At 65.9% G+C, this 14,933-nt stretch carries 15 protein-coding genes, 1 tRNA gene and 1 pseudogene; 3 read left to right on the top strand and 14 right to left on the bottom strand.

The features are described from left to right. Nucleotides 1-99: 99 nt before the first annotated feature. From pheS to thrS, 5 genes are all read right to left on the bottom strand, one after another. Nucleotides 100-1,095, bottom strand: a complete 996-nt coding sequence (gene pheS, locus ACH65_RS07805) for a phenylalanine--tRNA ligase subunit alpha (protein WP_049622022.1) — start codon at nt 1,093-1,095, stop codon at nt 100-102. A 234-nt stretch (nt 1,096-1,329) separates the two neighbouring features. Next, on the bottom strand, nt 1,330-1,689 hold the full coding sequence (gene rplT, locus ACH65_RS07800) for a 50S ribosomal protein L20 (protein ID WP_026635108.1): 360 nt from the start codon (nt 1,687-1,689) through the stop codon (nt 1,330-1,332). An 18-nt stretch (nt 1,690-1,707) separates the two neighbouring features. Beyond that, nucleotides 1,708-1,905 (bottom strand): 50S ribosomal protein L35, encoded by a 198-nt coding sequence (gene rpmI / locus ACH65_RS07795; protein ID WP_049622021.1) that lies wholly within the window; start codon nt 1,903-1,905, stop codon nt 1,708-1,710. Nucleotides 1,906-2,177: 272 nt separating this feature from the next. Next, the gene (infC, locus tag ACH65_RS07790) at nt 2,178-2,702 is read right to left on the bottom strand and encodes a translation initiation factor IF-3 (protein ID WP_336884803.1); all 525 of its coding nucleotides are present in this window, start codon (nt 2,700-2,702) and stop codon (nt 2,178-2,180) included. A gap of 44 nt (nt 2,703-2,746) precedes the next feature. Then, on the bottom strand, nt 2,747-4,648 hold the full coding sequence (gene thrS, locus ACH65_RS07785) for a threonine--tRNA ligase (RefSeq protein WP_049622092.1): 1,902 nt from the start codon (nt 4,646-4,648) through the stop codon (nt 2,747-2,749). Nucleotides 4,649-4,978: 330 nt separating this feature from the next. On the opposite strand from thrS, the gene ACH65_RS07780 reads away from it, so the two are divergent. Beyond that, nucleotides 4,979-5,989, top strand: coding sequence for an NAD-dependent epimerase (locus tag ACH65_RS07780; protein ID WP_049622019.1), 1,011 nt, complete (start codon nt 4,979-4,981; stop codon nt 5,987-5,989). A gap of 75 nt (nt 5,990-6,064) precedes the next feature. After that, on the top strand, nt 6,065-6,826 hold the full coding sequence (locus ACH65_RS07775; protein WP_049622018.1) for an SDR family NAD(P)-dependent oxidoreductase: 762 nt from the start codon (nt 6,065-6,067) through the stop codon (nt 6,824-6,826). Nucleotides 6,827-7,092: 266 nt separating this feature from the next. Here the strand turns inward: ACH65_RS07775 and ACH65_RS07770 are convergent, their stop codons facing one another. The 4 genes from ACH65_RS07770 to uvrB form a co-directional block, all read right to left on the bottom strand. Continuing rightward, nucleotides 7,093-7,536 carry a CopD family protein gene (locus tag ACH65_RS07770; protein ID WP_049622017.1) on the bottom strand — a complete coding sequence of 148 codons (444 nt, stop codon included), beginning with the start codon at nt 7,534-7,536 and terminating at the stop codon, nt 7,093-7,095. A gap of 136 nt (nt 7,537-7,672) precedes the next feature. Next, on the bottom strand, nt 7,673-8,488 hold the full coding sequence (locus ACH65_RS07765; RefSeq protein WP_202594166.1) for a porin family protein: 816 nt from the start codon (nt 8,486-8,488) through the stop codon (nt 7,673-7,675). Between the two features lie 233 nt (nt 8,489-8,721). Next, nucleotides 8,722-8,796, bottom strand: a tRNA-Val gene (locus ACH65_RS07760). 75 nt (nt 8,797-8,871) lie between these two features. Beyond that, entirely contained in the window at nt 8,872-10,896 is a 2,025-nt protein-coding gene (gene uvrB / locus ACH65_RS07755) for an excinuclease ABC subunit UvrB (RefSeq protein ID WP_049622015.1), read from the bottom strand. 148 nt (nt 10,897-11,044) lie between these two features. Between uvrB and ACH65_RS07750 the strand changes: the two genes are divergently transcribed. Beyond that, complete coding sequence (locus tag ACH65_RS07750; protein WP_082190198.1) at nt 11,045-11,602, top strand: GspH/FimT family pseudopilin; 558 nt, start codon at nt 11,045-11,047, stop codon at nt 11,600-11,602. An 815-nt stretch (nt 11,603-12,417) separates the two neighbouring features. On the opposite strand, the gene ACH65_RS07745 is transcribed toward ACH65_RS07750, so the two are convergent. From ACH65_RS07745 to ACH65_RS07725, 5 genes and pseudogenes are all read right to left on the bottom strand, one after another. Further along, entirely contained in the window at nt 12,418-12,672 is a 255-nt protein-coding gene (locus tag ACH65_RS07745) for a Txe/YoeB family addiction module toxin (protein ID WP_049622014.1), read from the bottom strand. Then, a complete protein-coding gene (locus ACH65_RS07740; protein WP_049622013.1) occupies nt 12,669-12,923 on the bottom strand; it encodes a type II toxin-antitoxin system Phd/YefM family antitoxin in 255 nt (84 codons plus the stop codon). The genes ACH65_RS07745 and ACH65_RS07740 overlap by 4 nt, the downstream gene beginning before the upstream one ends. Nucleotides 12,924-13,060: 137 nt before the next feature. After that, nucleotides 13,061-13,403, bottom strand: a pseudogene (locus ACH65_RS20785) (tyrosine-type recombinase/integrase); the annotation flags it as partial. After that, on the bottom strand, nt 13,400-13,909 hold the full coding sequence (locus ACH65_RS20780) for a tyrosine-type recombinase/integrase (protein WP_049622011.1): 510 nt from the start codon (nt 13,907-13,909) through the stop codon (nt 13,400-13,402). The pseudogene ACH65_RS20785 and the gene ACH65_RS20780, both read right to left, overlap by 4 nt. Before the next feature lie 456 nt (nt 13,910-14,365). Further along, nucleotides 14,366-14,929: a DUF1829 domain-containing protein gene (locus ACH65_RS07725; RefSeq protein ID WP_153242518.1), complete on the bottom strand. Its 564-nt coding sequence runs from the start codon at nt 14,927-14,929 to the stop codon at nt 14,366-14,368. Between the last annotated feature and the right edge of the window lie 4 nt (nt 14,930-14,933).

Here is a 14,933-nt window from a genome sequence, read left to right as displayed (position 1 = left end):
GACGGCGCGTTGCGGGAGTTCGGGCAGTTCGTGAGAAAGGGTGGACAAGCGGCACGCCGCCTTTCCAATTCCCCATTCCCGATTCCCTGCTCCCGCTCTTCAAGCAAACTGCTTGAGGAACCGCAAATCGTTCTCGAAGAACGCGCGCAGGTCCGACACGCCGTAGCGCAGCATGGCGAAGCGCTCCACGCCCAGGCCGAAGGCGAAGCCGGTGTAGCGCTCCGGGTCGATGCCGCAGTTCTTCAGCACGTTGGGGTGCACCATGCCGCAGCCGAGCACTTCCAGCCAGCGCTCGCTACCGTCCTCGGCGTCCCAGCGGATGTCCACCTCGGCCGAGGGCTCGGTGAAGGGGAAGTAGCTGGGGCGAAAGCGCATCTCGAAGTCGCGCTCGAAGAAGGCGCGGATGAACTCGGCCAGCGTGCCCTTGAGGTCGGCGAAGCTCGAAGTCTCGTCCACCAGCAGGCCCTCGATCTGGTGGAACATCGGCGAGTGGGTCTGGTCCGAATCGCTGCGGTAGACCTTGCCGGGCGCGATGATGCGGATCGGCGGCTGGCGGCCGACCATCGAGCGGATCTGCACCGGCGAGGTGTGCGTGCGCAGCAGGCGGCCGTCGCCGAAGTAGAAGGTGTCGTGCATGGCGCGCGCCGGGTGGTGCGGCGGGAAGTTCAGCGCCTCGAAGTTGTGCCAGTCGTCCTCGATCTCCGGGCCGTCGGCGCGCTGGTAACCCAGCCGCGCGAAGATCGCCGCGATGCGCTCCAGCGCGCGGGTGATCGGGTGGATGCCGCCGCGCTCGCCGTCGCGGCCGGGCAGCGTGATGTCGATGCGCTCCTCGGCCAGGCGGCGGTCCAGCACGGCCTGCTCCAGCGCCTGCTTGCGCGCGGCCAGCGCGTCGGCGAGGCGCTCCTTGACCCGGTTCACCTCGGCGCCACGCGCCTTGCGCTCGTCCGGCGCCAGCGCGCCGAGCGACTTGAGCGCCGCGGTGACGATGCCGCTCTTGCCGAGCAGCCCCACGCGCAGCGCGTCGAGCGACTCCAGCGTGTCGGCCTTGTCGATGTCAACCAGCGCCTGGGAAGCGCGGCTGTCCAGATCGTCCATCGATGCGATTCCTTTGTAAGGCAGGGAATCGGGAATGGGGAATCGGGATCAGGAAAGGCGCGCCACAAGGCTTTCGCGCTTCCCTATTCCCCATTCCCTATTCCCTGGGCCGGTAGGCCCCAAATAAAACGGGGAGGAGGCGTTGGCCTCCTCCCCGCGGATGTTCGCTCTTCCGAGAAGTGCGGCCAAGGATGGCCGCCTCTTGATCTTCGCGATCAAGGATGAGCGCACGAATTACGCCGCCAGACTGGCCTTCGCCTTCTCGGCGATCGCGCCGAACGCCTTGATGTCGTGCACGGCGATGTCCGCCAGCACCTTGCGGTCGACGGTGATGCCGGCCTTCGACAGGCCGTTGATCAGGCGACTGTAGGACAGGCCGAACTGACGGGCGGCGGCATTGATGCGCACGATCCACAGGGCGCGGAACTGGCGCTTCTTCTGCTTGCGGCCGATGTAGGCGTACTGGCCGGCCTTGATGACGGCCTGGTTCGCTACGCGGAAGACCTTGCGGCGGGCGTTGTAGTAGCCCTTCGCGCGGCCGATGATCTTCTTGTGACGACGACGGGCGGTAACACCGCGCTTGACACGAGCCATGGTGGTTTCCTCCTCGCCTTAGACGTACGGCAACATGCGGGCCACACTCTTGGTGTCGCACGCCTTGACGTGGTTGGTCGCGCGCAGGTTGCGCTTACGCTTGGTCGACTTCTTGGTCAGAATGTGCGACTTGAAGGCGTGACCGGCCTTGAACTTGCCGGAAGCGGTCTTGCGAAAACGCTTCGCCGCCGCCCGGTTGGTCTTGATCTTGGGCATGGGAATGCTCCGTATTCGGGTTTCTGACTGATGCGGCGGCGGCCGTGTGCAGGCCACGCTTTCCATCCTGCCGCGATCGGTGCACGACCCTTCCTTGTGGGTCGAACCGGCGATTATAGGGAGAAACGTGACGGGATGCCAGCGTCCGCGACGGGGCCGGAACGGCGACCGCCCCTCCCCCCCCCCCTGGCTGGGAAGGAAACGCATGCCGCCAGGCGGGTTCGCCCCGCGCAAACGAAACGGCGGCCCCGAAGGCCGCCGTTTCGCACCGATCACTTCTTCTTGGGCCCGATCATCATGACCATCTGGCGCCCTTCCAGCCGGGGGAAAGACTCGACCACGCCGGCCTCGCCCACGTCCTCCTGGATCTTCCTGGCCAGGTTCTGGCCCAGATCCTGGTGCGACATCTCGCGGCCGCGGAAGCGGATGGTGACCTTGACCTTGTCGCCCTCCTCGAGGAAGCGAAGCATGTTGCGCAGCTTGATCTGGTAGTCGCCCACGTCCGTCACCGGACGGAACTTCACTTCCTTGATCTCGATCTGCTTCTGCTTCTTCTTGGCCGCCTGGGCCTTCTTCTGCTGCTCGAACTTGAACTTGCCGTAATCCATGATGCGGCAGACCGGCGGATCGCCGTTCGGCTGGATCTCGACCAGGTCGAGCCCCGCCTCTTCGGCCACACGCAGCGCCTCGTCGCGGGTAAGAATGCCAAGCTGCTCCGAATCCGGTCCGATCACGCGCACACGCGGTACGCGGATCTCATGGTTGCGGCGGTTGCCCTTGCTGTCGGTGGTAGCGATACCACTATCCTCCAGAAGAAGTTTCGATGACGGCCGGGCGGCGCTTAGCGCCGCGCCTCGGCCTCCAGACGTTCGATGAAGGCGGCCAACGGCACACTGCCGAGGTCTTCACCGGTACGGGTACGCACAGAAACGGTCCCCGCCTCTTTTTCGCGGTCACCAACCACGAGCAAGTAGGGAACCTTCTGCAACGTATGCTCGCGGATTTTATAGCCGACCTTTTCGTTGCGCAAATCCGCCTGCGCACGGAAGCCTTTGTCGACAAGGGTTTGCGCCACCTGCCGCACGTAGTCGGCCTGAGCGTCGGTGATGCTGAACACCGCCGCCTGCACCGGGGCCAGCCAGGGCGGCAGGTTGCCGGCGTGGTGCTCGATCAGGATGCCGATGAAACGCTCCATCGAGCCGACGATGGCCCGGTGCAGCATCACCGGGTGCTTGCGCTGGCTGTGCTCGTCCACGTACTCGGCGCCGAGGCGCTCGGGCATCATGAAATCCACCTGCATGGTACCGACCTGCCAGCCGCGGCCGATCGAATCGCGCATGTGGTACTCGATCTTGGGGCCGTAGAAGGCGCCCTCGCCAGGCAGCTCCTCCCACTGTACGCCGGCGGCGCGCAACGCGGCGCGCAGCGCGTCTTCGGCCGTGTCCCACACCTCGTCGGAGCCGATGCGCTTGTCCGGGCGCAGGGCGATCTTGAGCGCGATGTCCTCGAAGCCGAAGTCGACGTAGACCTTCATCGCCTGCCGGTGGAAGGCCGTCACCTCCGGCTCGATCTGCTCGGGCGTGCAGAACACGTGGCCGTCGTCCTGGGTGAAGGCGCGCACGCGCATCAGGCCGTGCAGCGCGCCGGAGGGCTCATTGCGATGGCAGGCGCCGAACTCGCCGTAGCGGATCGGCAGGTCGCGGTAGCTGTGCAGCCCGGCGTTGTACACCTGCACGTGGCCGGGGCAGTTCATCGGCTTGAGCGCGTACTCGTGCTTCTCCGACTCGGTGAAGAACATGTTCTCCTGGTAGTTGTCCCAGTGGCCGGACTTCTTCCACAGCGACACGTCCAGCACCTGCGGGCAGCGCACCTCCTGGTAGCCGCTCTTCTTGTACACGCCGCGCATGTACTGCTCGACCTGCTGCCAGATCGCCCAGCCCTTGGGGTGCCAGAACACCATGCCCGGGCCCTCCTCCTGCTGGTGGAAGAGGTCCTGCGCCTTGCCGATCTTGCGGTGGTCGCGCTTCTCGGCCTCTTCCAGCTGGTGCAGGTAGGCCTTGAGGTCCTTGTCGTTGAGCCAGGCGGTACCGTAGATGCGCGTGAGCATCGCGTTGCTGGAATCGCCGCGCCAGTAGGCACCGGCCACCTTCATCAGCTTGAACGCGCGCAGCCTGCCGGTGTTGGGCACGTGCGGGCCGCGGCACAGGTCGGTGAACTCGCCCTGGGTGTAGAGCGAGAGCGCCTCGCTGGCCGGGATCGATTCGATGATCTCGGCCTTGTACGCCTCGCCCAGCCCGCGGAAGAACGCCACCGCCTCGTCGCGCGACTTCACGCTGCGCGTGACCGGCAGCGCCTCCTTGACGATCTTGTGCATCTCCGCCTCGATCTTCTCCAGATCCTCGGGCGTGAACGGGCGCTCGTAGGCGAAGTCGTAGTAGAAGCCGTTGTCGATCACCGGGCCGATGGTGACCTGCGCGCCCGGATACAGGCGCTGCACCGCCTGCGCCAGCAGGTGCGCGGTGGAGTGGCGCAGGATGTCCAGCGCGTCGGGGCTTTTCTCGGTGACGATCTCGACCTTGGCGTCGTGGTCGATCGGGAAGCTGGCGTCCACCAGTTTGCCGTCCACCTTGCCGGCCAGGGTAGCCTTGGCCAGGCCGGCGCCGATGGAGGCGGCCAGGTCCTGCACGGTAACGGGGTGCTCGAACGGCCGCTTGCTGCCGTCGGGTAGCGTGATTTCGATCATGTCCATACCTGAGGAAGGCGCTCTGCGGAGCGCGTTCTTCGTGAAGAGTCCGGCCATGGATGGCCGGCTTTGCTTTCGTCCGCAGGGAGTGCGGACACAAAAAAGAGCGCCATGCGCCCTCGGTGCAACGGCAAGGCGTGGCGCGACCTAGCGATGGAAGGATGTAGTTGCCATGTCGCACACTCGGCCGGCGCCTTCGCGCGGGCCACCTCGTCTCCGGATCCTGGCGGCGAAACGCTACCCAGCATGGCACGTACTGTCAATTCGGGCCATCCCCGGCGGGCGCAGGGGCTAAAATGGCGGTTGCTCCCCCTTTTGCAAGGAAACCCGATGCGCATCCTCGTCACCGGCACGGCCGGCTTCATCGGCGCCGCCCTGGCCGAGCGCCTGCTGGCCCGTGGCGACGAGGTGCTGGGCATCGACAACCACAACGACTACTACGACCCGGCGCTGAAGGAAGCCCGCCTGGCGCGCTTCGCCGACCACCCGCGCTACACGCACCGCCGCGCCGACCTCGCCAACGCCGCCGCGGTGAACGCCGCCTTCACCGAGTTCCAGCCGCAGCGCGTCGCCAACCTCGCCGCCCAGGCCGGCGTGCGCTATTCGCTGAAGAACCCGCAGGCCTACGTGCAGAGCAACCTGGTCGGCTTCGTGAACATCCTCGAGGCCTGCCGCCACGGCGGCGTGGAGCACCTGGTCTATGCCTCCTCCAGCTCGGTATACGGCGCCAACCGCAAGCTGCCGTTCGCGGTGGAGGACGCGGTAGACCACCCGGTGAGCCTGTACGCGGCCACCAAGAAATCCAACGAGCTGATGGCGCATGCCTACAGCCACCTCTACGCCCTGCCCACCACCGGCCTGCGCTTCTTCACCGTGTACGGGCCGTGGGGGCGGCCGGACATGTCGCCGATGCTGTTCGCCGACCGCATCAGCCGCGGCGAGCCCATCGACGTGTTCAACCACGGCCAACACAGCCGCGACTTCACCTACATCGACGACATCGTCGAAGGCGTGATCCGCACACTGGATCACCCCGCCCAGCCCGACCCCGCCTACGACGCCGAAGCCCCGAACCCCGGCACGTCCGCGGCGCCCTACCGCGTCTACAACATCGGCAACGACCAGCCGGTGCCGCTGCTGCGCTTCATCGAGCTGCTGGAGCAGCACCTCGGCCGCACGGTGGAGAAGCGCCTGCTGCCGATGCAGCCGGGCGACGTGCCCGACACCTGGGCCGACGTCTCCGCGCTGCGCCGCGACGTGGGCTACGCGCCGGACACCTCGATCGAGGACGGCGTGGCGCGCTTCGTCGACTGGTATCGCAGCTACCACGGCCTGGGCTGACGCCCGCCCTTCCCCGTCGGCCGGACCTCGCACGCCCCGCCGCACCGCCTTTTTATATCGATTCAGGAGTTCGGCATGCCCCAGAAGATCGTCCTCGTCACCGGCGCCAGCAGCGGCTTCGGACTGGCCATCGCTCAACGCTTCGCCCGCCGCGGCGACAAGGTGATCGCCACCGCCCGCCGGCTGGATCGGCTGGAACAACTGGCCGCAGAGAACCCGAACGTGCTCCCCCTCGCCATGGACGTCACCGATCGCGCACAGGTGGCCGCCGCCCTGGAGACGCTGCCCGAGGACTGGCGCGCGATCGACGTGCTGGTCAACAACGCCGGCCTCGCCCTGGGCCTGGCGCCCGCGCCGCAGGCCAGCCTGGACCAGTGGGACACGATGATCGCCACCAACTGCGCCGGCCTCGCCACGGTGACGCGGCTGGTGCTGCCGGGCATGGTCGAGCGCGGGCGCGGCCAGATCATCAACATCGGCTCCACCGCCGGCTCCATCCCCTACGCCGGCGGCAACGTCTACGGCGCCACCAAGGCCTTCGTGCACCAGTTCACCAACAACCTCAACGCGGACCTGGTCGGCAGCGGCGTGCACGCCACCTGCGTGGAGCCGGGGCTGGCGGGAGGCACGGAGTTCTCGCAAGTGCGCTTCGACGGCGATGCGGACAAGGCCGCGGCCGTCTACAAGGACGTGCAGCCGCTGACCGCCGAGGACATCGCCGACGCCGTGGAATGGGTCGCCGACCGCCCGCCCCACGTCACCATCAACTACATGGTGATGATGCCGGACAGCCAGTCCTTCGGCGGCCAGGTGGTCAAGCGCGGCGGCGCGAAGTAAGAGCCCGTCCACGATCTCCCTGCGGGTGCCCGCGAGGGAAGGCGTGCTGTGTGGTTGAAGCCCCATCGCACCCTGGCCGGCCAAAGGCCGGCCAGATCGCGCCAACGTTTCGCTTCAAAAACCCGGGCGTGCGGCGCTGGGTTCCGGCCTACGCCGGCATGACAAGCATGGGCGGAGTCGCTGCGCTTCCCCGCACACATGGCTGTCGCAAGACCCGCTCCATGGTCCCAGCGCGTCAAGATCGCGAACAGGCTCCAGAGGCCCGCTCAGAACGGCCTGGCGATCACCAGGTAGATCACCGCAAGCAGCAGCAGCACCGGCAGCTCGTTGAACATCCGCAGGGTGCGCGCGGCCGGCAGCGGCGCGCCCGTGCCGCTGCGCTTCACCAGCCGGCCGGTGACGATGAAGTAGACCAGCAGCAGCACGACCAGACCCAGCTTGGCGTGCAGCCAATGCCCCGCCCCGATCACGTCGGGCATCGGCAGGAAACGCCAGCCCTGCCACAGCAGCAGGCCGAACACGAAGGCCAGCCCGAACATGATGTGGCCGAAGCGGTACAGTCGCCGCCCCATCAGCTCGAGCCGCTGCCGCACTGCCGGCTCCGCACCGGCTTCCACGATGTTCACCAGGATCCGCGGCAGGTAGAACACCGCCGCCATCCAGGCGATCACGAAGAGCAGGTGGAAGGTCTTGATCCACACGTAGGTCATGGCGGCGTCCGGCAAAGGAATCGCGGGATTGTGGCAGCAAAGACCCGCCGCTCAAACCGCATACCCCGCATCGGTACACCGGCATGCGAGGGATGCCGCCGCCCGCGCACAGCGCGGCGGCACCCTCGCGGAACGCTCAGAAGCGCGCGCGCAGGTAGAACGCCGGACCGTCGGAGTCGAGGTTCAACTTGGCCCTGGCATTGCGATAGTTCTTGGTGAGATGCAGGCGCGAAGCGGCGTACTCCAGCCCGAAGCCGACGTTCCGCCACGGAAACCACTCGACGCCAAGCGAGCCGTTCCAGATGTGGCCGCTGACGTTGCCGCCGCTCTTCTTCACGCCCGAAGCATCCACGTACAGGCGCCACTGGTCGTTGAAGGCATGCCGCCAGCCGAGGGTGAGCACGGGCGCCCACTCGCTGTCGTCGTAGCCGACCGAGGCCGATGCGTCCTGGCCGGCGGCCCGGGCGTCGCCGCGCACGCGGAAGTTGACCTTGTAATAGGCCGCGCCCAGGCCCACGCCGAACACGTCGCTGGCATGGCCGAACCACCACTTGTAGGCGGCCGAACCGAAGTCGTAGTCCACGTCGCCCTCGATCCGCGCCCTGGCATCAGTGCCCAGCGCGGGAATCGGCTGGCTGTAGTCGCTGGTGCGGTTGCGGTGGATCTGGTAATAGTCGAACGAGAAGCCCTGGCTGTCGCCGAGCAGAAAATCCGCACGCAGGCGCGGGTTGGTGCTGTGCCGTTCCAGCCCGAGGTCGCTCTCGAAGTCGAGCTTGCCATTGACCCCGGCGTAGGCCCTGCGGCCGCCCACGTTGAGGTCGGTGTCGTTGCTCGCGTAATAGCCGCCGACCCACAGGCTCACGCGATCCAGGGCGGGGGACTTCTGCGCGGAAGCATCGAAACAGGTGGTGCCGAGGACGGCGGCCAAGGCCAGGGATGAGGGTCTGCGCATGCATGGCTTACGCATCGTACGGCCTCCTTCCGTTGATGGTGCAAAGCACCGTAAGTGATGCAGCGCCGCCTTGTCTAGACAGTTATATCCCCATGAAAGTACGCGCGCGCATGGCCATCATGGCAATGCACCGACAATGGCGCGCCCGGCCCGCGGACGCATGCCCGCGCCCCTTCCCTGCGCGCACAAAGACGAAGGCCGCCCCTTCCGGGACGGCCTTCGCGTATTCGAACTGGTGGGCGGTACAAGGATCGAACTTGTGACCCCTTCCATGTCAAGGAAGTGCTCTACCGCTGAGCTAACCGCCCTCGAAAACCGCACGGCAAGCCGCGCGAGCCGCGCAGTATACGCAAGCCGCCGCTGGCCGGCAACCACCGGGGCGCTCAGCGCAAGGCCTGCTCGCGCAGCTGGTGGATCTGGTCGCGCAGCTTGGCCGCATCCTCGAACTCGAGGTTCTGGGCGTGCCGGTACATCTGCGCCTCGAGCTTCTTGATCATCGCCGCGGCCTGCTGGGTGCTGAGCGCCGCGTAGTCGGCCGCCTGCTCGGCCACCGCCCTGGCCCGCGTGCCCTTGGCGTTGCGGCCGCCACGCGAGGCGCCCTCGCTGCGCGCGCCTTCCATGATGTCGGCGATGCGCCGCACCACGGTGGCCGGCGTGATGCCGTGCTCGGCGTTGTAGACGACCTGCTTCTCGCGACGGCGGGCGGTCTCGTCCATCGCCGCCTGCATCGAGCGGGTGATCTCGTCCGCATAGAGGATGGCCTTGCCGCGCACGTTGCGCGCCGCGCGGCCGATGGTCTGGATCAGCGAGCCGGTGGAACGCAGGAAGCCTTCCTTGTCGGCGTCGAGGATCGCCACCAGCGACACCTCCGGCATGTCCAGGCCCTCGCGCAGCAGGTTGATGCCCACCAGCACGTCGAACTCGCCCAGGCGCAGGTCGCGGATGATCTCGGTGCGCTCCACCGTCTCGATGTCCGAATGCAGGTAGCGCACCTTCACGTCGTGCTCGGAGAGGTATTCGGTGAGGTTCTCCGCCATGCGCTTGGTCAGCGTGGTGACCAGCACGCGGTCGCCCATCGCAATGCGCTTGCGGGCCTCGCCCAGCAGGTCGTCGACCTGGGTGCGCACCGGGCGCACTTCCACTTCCGGATCGACCAGGCCGGTCGGGCGCACCACCAGCTCGACCACCGCGTCGCCGGACTTCTCCAGCTCGTATTTCGCCGGCGTGGCCGAGACGAAGATGGTGCGCGGCGCGCGGCGCTCCCATTCCTCGAAGCGCAGCGGGCGGTTGTCCATCGCCGAGGGCAGCCGGAAGCCGTACTCGACCAGGTTCTCCTTGCGCGAGCGGTCGCCCTTGTACATCGCGCCGAGCTGCGGCACGGTCACGTGCGACTCGTCCACCACCAGCAGCGCATCCGGCGGCAGGTAGTCGAAAAGCGTAGGCGGCGGTTCGCCCGGCGCGCGCCGGGTGAGGTGGCGCGAGTAGTTCTCGATGCCCTGGCAGTAGCCCACCTCGGCCATCATCTCGACGTCGAAGCGGGTGCGCTGGTCCAGCCGCTGCGCCTCGACCAGCTTGTTGTCCTGGTAGAGCCGCTCCAGCCGCTCGGACAATTCCAGCTTGATCGTGTCGATCGCGTTCAGCACGCTCTCGCGCGTCGAGGCGTAGTGCGTGCGCGGGTAGACCGTGTAGCGCGGCACCTTGCGCAGGGTTTCGCCGGTGAGCGGGTCGAACAGGGCGAGCTTCTCCACCTCGCCGTCGAACAGCTCGATGCGCAGCGCCTCGGTTTCCGACTCCGCCGGGAACACGTCGATGATCTCGCCGCGCACGCGGTAGGTACCGCGGCGCAGTTCCATCTCGTTGCGGGTGTATTGCAGCTCGGTGAGCTGGTGGATCAGGCGGCGCTGGTCGATGCGCTCGCCGGTGGAGAGGATCAGGCGCAGGCTGAGGTAGTCATCCGGATCGCCCAGGCCGTAGATCGCCGACACCGTGGCCACGATCAACGAATCCTTGCGCGACAGCAGCGCCTTGGTCGCGGCCAGGCGCATCTGTTCGATGTGATCGTTGATCGAGGCGTCCTTCTCGATGAACGTGTCCGAGGCCACCACGTAGGCCTCGGGCTGGTAGTAGTCGTAGTAGCTGACGAAGTACTCCACCGCGTTGTGCGGGAAGAACTCCTTGAACTCGCCGTAGAGCTGCGCCGCCAGTGTCTTGTTCGGCGCCAGCACGATGGTCGGCCGTTGCACCCGCTCGATCACGTTGGCGATGGTGAAGGTCTTGCCCGAACCGGTGACGCCGAGCAGGGTCTGCGCCGCCAGGCCGGCCTCGAAGCCGTCCGCCAGGCGGCGGATCGCCCCGGGCTGATCGCCCGAGGGCTTGTAGGGGGAAACGAGCTCGAAGCGTTCGGTCATGGCTGACGAGATGCGGGCGGGAATGGGCATTTTAAATCGCTCCTGCTGACAACCCCTGTCAGCAAGCCCCGACGCTTCCGCAGCCCGCCCTCCGCTCCCGCCTCGCCACCGCGGCGGACTAGCATGGCCGCAACCCAGGGAGGGGACCATGAAGCAGGAGCTCACCTACGCCGGACGCCGCGGCCGGGCCGGATTCACGCTGGTCGAACAGATCATGGCGCTGGCCGTCGCCGCCGTGCTCGCCTGCATGGCGGCCCCATCGCTGCACGCCATGCTGGTGCGCACCCAGCTCCGGACAGCCCAGATGGACTACTACTCCGCGCTGCAATACGCCCGGACCAGCGCCATCCTGCAGCAGCGCCGCATGCTGCTCTGCCCCAGCCGCGACGGCCGGCGCTGCAGCGACGAAACCGACTGGACCGCCGGCTGGCTGGTCGGCCCCGACCAGGACCGCGACAACCAGCCCGACGGCGCCCCGCTGCGCGTCGGCCAGGATCACGGCCGGCGCATCCGGGTCGCCAGCACGATCGGGCGCCGCAGCATGCACTTCCAGCCGGACGGTAGCGCCGAAGGCAGCAACCTCACCCTGCTGTTCTGCCCGTCCTCCGGCGCCGCGGCGCAAGCCCTCAGCCTGAAAGTCTCCAATGCCGGGCGGGTCCGCGCCGCGCCGGCCGCCCCCGGCGACTGCGCCAGCCGGCCGCCCTGAGCAGCCGGTTCCCTAAACCGGTCCGGCCTTTACAGTCCGCTCGCAAATTTTGCTAGGATTTTGGCGAAGGGCTGCGCAGGGGCAGTCCGGAGTACCCCGTCATGGTATGGCTGCTGACGGGTGTCGCAACGGGATGCGGCTCCCTCTTCCTCGCAGGGATGCGGTCGACCATCAGGCACATCAGGCACCGACGGAAACCACCGCCGCCGGTCCACACGTCGCAACTCGTTTCCTGGTCCTCCGAAGCCCGGACGCGGCGCGAGGACGAGCTTGCGCGAAGCCGCGCCCGTCCGCTGCAGCAGGATGGCGCCATCTTCTGATGGGATGGTGATGGGCTGGCGCGACCGCATCGCCCCGCGATGCCGGCATAAGCGAGAACCGGCACCCCGCTTCGGATACGAAAAAGGCCTTGCATCGCTGCAAGGCCGATGTTGGACTCGAAAAGTCACTCCATCCATAACCTACAAGCCATCCGCTCACTTCGCTGCCTACAACCTGATCCGGTTGGGTGGTATTGGCGAGTGATGGGAGCCGTCGCCGACCTGACTGATCACAAGAGACGTGCGTCCGCCGGGGTGAAAATCACACCCTGCGGATATCGCGGCGACCGCCATGCCATAGATCATGGCTATCAAGAGCGGTGCGGAACCGTGCCTCTCAACAGCCTGCTGGCCGTGGTGATCGCCATCGCACCCCACTGCCTCCGTTCCAAACGCGAGCAAGCCAAGGTGAAACCCAACCCATTGATTTCGCTTATTTGCACTACCAGTCAAATCCACGGACTCGGGGTAATTGTGTGATTTCCGCAGATTTGATCAGTAGTGCAAGCGCAGTTGGGCAATCATTAGGATGTCGCCTTCGGCCTTGTAGACGATGCGATGTTCGTCATTGATGCGCCGGGACCAATAGCCGACCAAGGCATGACGCAACGGCTCGGGCTTGCCGATGCCCTGGAACGGGTCGCGCTGGATCGCTTTGATCAGGTCATTGATGCGTTTCAACAGCTTCTTGTCGGCCTGTTGCCAGTAGAGGTAGTCCTCCCAGGCGTTATCCGAGAACTGGAGAATCACTCCGCCAGTTCCCGCACTTGGCCCCTCCCGGCCTCAAGCTGTGCGATCGATTCCAGCAGACGCTGGGCGTTCTTCGGGCTGCGCAGCAGGTAGGCGGTTTCTTCCATCGCCTTGTAGTCGTCCAGGGACAGCATGACGACCGATTGCTGCTTGGCGCTGCGGGTGATGATGACCGGCTCGTGGTCGTTGGTCACACGGTCCATCGTGTCGGCCAGTGCGGCACGCACGGCGGTGTAGGTGATGGTATCCATGTCAGTCTCAGTTGGTTCGCATGTACGGGATACTGTACGTCAATAACAATAACTGGTCAATGAATAATCAACCCATCAGCGCCTCGACGTCCGGCTAAATCCCCCTTTTTCCGGTGATTTGAACCCTGCCATCGGCTTCAGGTACTCCGCAACGCCACCACGTTGCCCGTTCCCGCGCGTAGGCCATCCAAAGTAGTCGGCCCAGGCCTGCATCATCTTCCGCCGGTCGCCCAGGTAGCTGGCCCGGTTGTAAGCGGCCCGAACCTTGTTGCGCTCTGCATGGGCCAACTGGCGCTCGATCACATCCGGTGGCCAGCCCATTTCGTTGAGGCGCGTGCTGGCCAGCGCACGGAAGCCGTGGCCGGTCATGGTCTGGCTGTCATAGCCCAGGCGGCGCAGCGCCGCGTTTACGGTGTTCTCCGACATGGGCCGGCTGGCGGTGCGGGCGCCGGGGAACAGGCAGCGTCCCGAGCCGGTCAGCGCTTCTGCCGGTGGGCGGTTTCATGGTGGCCGCCGGTCTCGATGCGGCGCAGGCAGGCCAGAACGTCAGGCGGCTCGATCGCCGTGATGGGCAACTTGCCAAACCAGGGGAAAACCAGCACCTGGAAGTTGCGCTCCGCCTTGGCGAAGGTGGTAGGCGCCAGCCGCTTGCGCTGCCCCTCCAGCCATTCCTCGACCACGGCCTGGAACGTGTGCTGCACCTGCAGCCTGACGCGCGCCTTGGCGGCCTGCCGGTCCGCCGTGGGGCCTCCTCTGCCCTCCTGGACAACTCGGCGGGCCTCCCGGTGGCGCTGGCGGGCCTCTGCGGCCGAAACCTCTCCGTAGAGCCCGTAGGAGAGCGTCGTCTCCTTGCCGGCGAACCGGTAGCGGTAGATCCAGTGCTTGGCACCTGTGGGCTGCACCAGCAGGAACAGGCTATCGCCGTCCGCCACGCGGTAAGGCTTGTCCCGGGGTTGCAGTGCCCGAATGGCTTTGTCGGTCAGCATGTTGCGCCCGTCTGTGGGTAAAGAATCCGGCTGCGGCGGGGTAAACCCGTCTTTACCCACATCGTTACCCGCACAGCATGTGGGCTGGAACGGGATGACATGACACCCCTTGGACACAAAAAAACCCGCCGAAGCGGGGTTTGGTGCGGTTTGCGGGACTTCCTGGGATGCCCTGAAACCTATAGATGGCGCCCGATGTTGGACTCGAACCAACGACCCCCTGATTAACAGTTTGCTGCTAAATCAATATGTTAGGAAAAGCCTAGCGAAGCTGACCGAAGGCCCGAGAAGCTGAAAGCAGTTTGCAATCATAAGCTTAGCGAAGTCTGACGAAAGGTCGGCGAGCTGAGCGGTGTACCGCTGGTGTACCGAAATCCCAAGCTTCGATCACCTTGGAAAGAGGCGCTTCTCACGCCAAATGCCACATCCCCCCTATGCTCTGCAAGCCACGCGGTTTCACGCCGCTAGCCGTTCGCGGAACTCGTCTTTCCTCGACCACGGTAGCGGGTTGATCTCGTAGCTTGTTAGCGCCTCGGTCACCGCTTCACCGATCGAGTGGTCGCGATCATTGAGCACCGCATAGGCGATGGAGCCGGCCGGGCGTGACTCCTTCGTGTCTACCCATGCAAACGCCGTGTTCTGGGCGTTGTCCTTGTTGGGGTTGTTGATCACCCGCAGAATGCGTTCTGGCTGGCTTCGCGATTTGGGGATAGCAAAGTCAAACTGGTGCGTGTACCGACTGTGCCCTACAAAGCTGACACGCGGCATATAGCGAATGTCCGCACCATCGAGCCACAGCGCTACATCCTCGAAGAAAAAGTTCTCCACGTTGGTACGCGCCACGTAGAACAGGTCGTTGACGGCCAGGACCGCCTGAAGCAACGAATGCTTGCGCAACGCGAATGTCTCCGGCGTTGCCTTGACTTCCAGAGCCGCCCCTTCGCCCATCTGCACTCCGAACCCGTTCAGCGTCGACTGCAGAAGCGCCTTGCGGCGCGTTGTGTCTAGGGATGCTCTGATCTAT

The organism is Frateuria defendens, assembly GCF_001182895.1.
GTDB classification, from domain to species: domain Bacteria; phylum Pseudomonadota; class Gammaproteobacteria; order Xanthomonadales; family Rhodanobacteraceae; genus Frateuria_B; species Frateuria_B defendens.
Note: the sequence above shows the minus strand (reverse complement) of the source record. Positions and strands in the feature narration are given on the sequence as shown.